This window comes from Gordonibacter pamelaeae 7-10-1-b (genome assembly GCF_000210055.1).
In the GTDB taxonomy this organism is placed as follows: domain Bacteria; phylum Actinomycetota; class Coriobacteriia; order Coriobacteriales; family Eggerthellaceae; genus Gordonibacter; species Gordonibacter pamelaeae.
In genome coordinates, this window is sequence record NC_021021.1 from 499,770 (window position 1) to 502,663 (window position 2,894).

Here is a 2,894-nt window from a genome sequence, read left to right on the forward strand (position 1 = left end):
GATGGTGGGCAGCGCGGCGCGGATGCGCGTGTCGTCGGCGACGGCGCCGTCCTTCACGGGCACGTTGAAATCGACGCGCACGAGCGCGCGCTTGCCGCGCGCGTCCAGCTCGTCGATGGTTTTGATGTCGGCCATACTTACTCCTTTTTCAGAACAGGTTGGCGTAGTAAGTCAGCGAGAAGCCCCGAGGTGCCCAAGATTGCCGTGAAGGCTTGGCGAAGCGTACTTGGGTACGTGAGCCAAGCCGGGAGCGGCAAGGTTGGGTGCCTCGGGGCTTCGCAGCGTCGAGCAGTTCCGCCGGTCGTCAGACCGGCGGAACGAAAGGCTAGAGGAGGATCTTGACGAGGTCCTTGACGCGGTTGCTGTAGCCCCACTCGTTGTCGTACCAGCTGATGCACTTGACGAAGTTGCCCTCGCCGCCCAGCACCATGGTGAGCTTGCTGTCGAAGATGGAGGAGTGCGGGTTGTCCACGATGTCGATGGAGACGATCGGGTCCTCGGTGTACTCCAGGATGCCCTTGAGCGGGCCTTCGGCGGCGGCCTTCATCGCGGCGTTGATCTCCTCGGCGGTAGCGTCGCGCTCAAGCTCCACCGTGAGGTCGACCATCGAGCCATCCGGCGTGGGAACGCGCGTGGCGAAGCCGTCGAGCTTGCCCTTCAGCTCGGGCAGCACCAGCGACACCGCGCGGGCGGCGCCCGTGGTGGTGGGGATCATCGACATGGCGGCCGCGCGGGCGCGACGCAGGTCCTTGTGGGGAAGGTCGAGGATCTTCTGGTCGTTGGTGTAGGAGTGGATCGTGTTCATGTAGCCGCGCTTGATGCCGAAGTTGTCCATGAGCACCTTCGCGAAGGGGGCCAGGCAGTTCGTCGTGCACGAGGCGTTGGAGATGATGTTGTGCTTCTCGGGATCGTACTGGTCGTCGTTCACGCCCATGACGATGGTGATGTCCTCGTTCTTGGCCGGTGCGGAGATGACGACCTTCTTGGCGCCCGCGTCGAGGTGCGCCTTGGCCTTCGTGCCGTCGGTGAAGAAGCCCGTGGACTCCACGACCACGTCGACGCCCAGCTCGCCCCAGGGGAGGTTCGCCGGCTCGCGCTCGGAGAGCACCTTGACCGCATGGCCGTCGGCCACGAAGCCGTCCTCGGTGACCTCGACGGTGTCGAAGGCGCGCCCGTGGATGGAATCGTACTTGAGCAGGTGGGCCATCGTCGGAATGTCGCCGAGGTCGTTCACTGCCACGACCTCGATCTCGGGATCCTCCACCATCGCGCGGAACGCCAGGCGGCCGATGCGACCGAATCCGTTAATGCCTACTTTGATTGCCATGCGTATCCCCTTTCATAAGATACTCTTGCTCGCTGAAGCTTAAACGATAATACAACACGTACGCGAACCATTCTAGCGGTGTAACTCTTTCGCCATCTGCTCGATCCGGCGAACGCGATGGTAAACGGCCGATTTGGACAGGGGCGGGGTCGCGCGCTCGCCCAGCTCCTTGAGGGTGGCGTCGGGATAGGTCACGCGCAGGCGTATGAACTCCTGCAGCGCCGGGGGCAGGTTCTCCATGCCGTGCGCCTCCAGCACCTCCCTGATGGCGTAGATCTGGTCCACCGAGGCGCTGGCCGCCTTCGCCTGGTTCGCGATCTCGGCGTTCGTCATGCGGTTCACGTCGTTGCGCACGCTCTTGATGACGCGCGCGTTCTCCATGGACAGCGCGCTCTGGTGCGCGCCGGTGAACGCGAGGAACTCGAGGATGGCGGCGCCGCTTTTCAGGTACACCATATGCGAGCTGCGCCTTTGCATGACGCGCGCGTTGATGCCCTTGCGGTCGAGCAGCTCCACCAGCCCCTCGGCCAGATCCTCGCTCTCCACGGTGACCTCGAAGTGGAAGTCGCCGCGCGGGTCAGACACGAAGCCGCTTCCCAGGAAAGCGCCGCGCAGGTAGGCCGCCGTGCAGCACTCCTTCGCCACGAGGCCCTCCTTGATGCCCAGCTCCAGGCCGCCCTCCTCCGAGAGCACGCCCATGTCGCGCAACGCGTCGGCCAGATGGGGCTGTGCCGGCACCTCTATGAGGTAGTTCGGCGTCTTGTGCAGCACGCTGCGGCGCACGGTGAGCTCGGTCTTCAGGTGGTACAGCTCGTGGAGCAGCTTGATGATCAGGCGCGCCACGCTGGGCACGTCCGTGGCTATCTCGATGCGGTAGGTTCCCTGCCCGCTGAAGAACAGCGTGCCCTCGATGCGCACGAGCGCGGCCAGCGTGGCCTTCTCGCAGTGCGAGCAGGTGGGCGGCACGCGCGCGAGTTCGTCCTTTACCTCTGCCGTGAACGACATAGCTTCAACACCCCCGAGAACGCGTCACGCAGGGCCTGCGGGTCATGCCACGTGGGGCTGCTGCCGTCCACGAGGTCGCGCGCGATGACCACCGGCCCCTGGGCCTGGATGGCCTGCACGTCATGGTAGCTGATCCGCACGGGGCGGATATGGCCCGAAAGCTCTGCGTCGTCGAGGCCCGACGTGGAGGCGTGCTCGGGCTCGGCGCCGGTCATGGCGCCGAACACGCCCGTGGCCGGGCTGTCGGGGCGCAGCGGCACCGGCGTGTGCACCAGCAGGTAGTCAACGAGGCCGCGTAGGCCGTGGTCCATGAGCGCCTCCACGTGCTCGCGGGCCGTGAGGCCCCAGGTCTCGCCCTGCATGTCGGCGAGCGAGCACACGAAGAGCGTGCTCGCCTGCGATGTGCGGATGGCGTCGACCACGCCCGGCACCAGCAGGTTCGGAATGATGGACGTGAAGAGCGAGCCGGGGCCCAGCACGATGAGATCGGCCTTCCGGATGGCCTCGAGGGCGGGCGGGTAGGCCTCGATGGGACGGTCGGCGCGCAGCGTCACGCGCTCGA

General features: G+C 65.9%; 4 protein-coding genes. All 4 read right to left on the bottom strand.

What is annotated here, in order from left to right; genetic code table 11:
* Positions 1 to 135: phosphoglycerate kinase (gene pgk / locus GPA_RS17240; protein WP_083808861.1), on the bottom strand; the 135-nt coding region annotated here is incomplete at its 3' end.
* 190 nt (positions 136 to 325) lie between these two features.
* Positions 326 to 1,327, bottom strand: coding sequence for a type I glyceraldehyde-3-phosphate dehydrogenase (gene gap, locus GPA_RS02360; RefSeq protein WP_015538825.1), 1,002 nt, complete (start codon positions 1,325 to 1,327; stop codon positions 326 to 328).
* A 72-nt stretch (positions 1,328 to 1,399) separates the two neighbouring features.
* Positions 1,400 to 2,332 (bottom strand): DNA-binding protein WhiA, encoded by a 933-nt coding sequence (whiA, locus tag GPA_RS02365; protein ID WP_015538826.1) that lies wholly within the window; start codon positions 2,330 to 2,332, stop codon positions 1,400 to 1,402.
* A partial coding sequence (locus GPA_RS02370) for a gluconeogenesis factor YvcK family protein (protein ID WP_041238831.1) occupies positions 2,311 to 2,894 on the bottom strand: 584 nt, incomplete at its 5' end. The genes whiA and GPA_RS02370, both read right to left, overlap by 22 nt.

Bases quoted from the DNA above. Each gene is read 5' to 3' on its own strand.
- gap (WP_015538825.1), bottom strand. From the start codon at position 1,327: ATGGCAATCAAAGTAGGCATTAACGGATTCGGTCGCATCGGCCGCCTG.
- whiA (WP_015538826.1), bottom strand. From the start codon at position 2,332: ATGTCGTTCACGGCAGAGGTAAAGGACGAACTCGCGCGCGTGCCGCCC.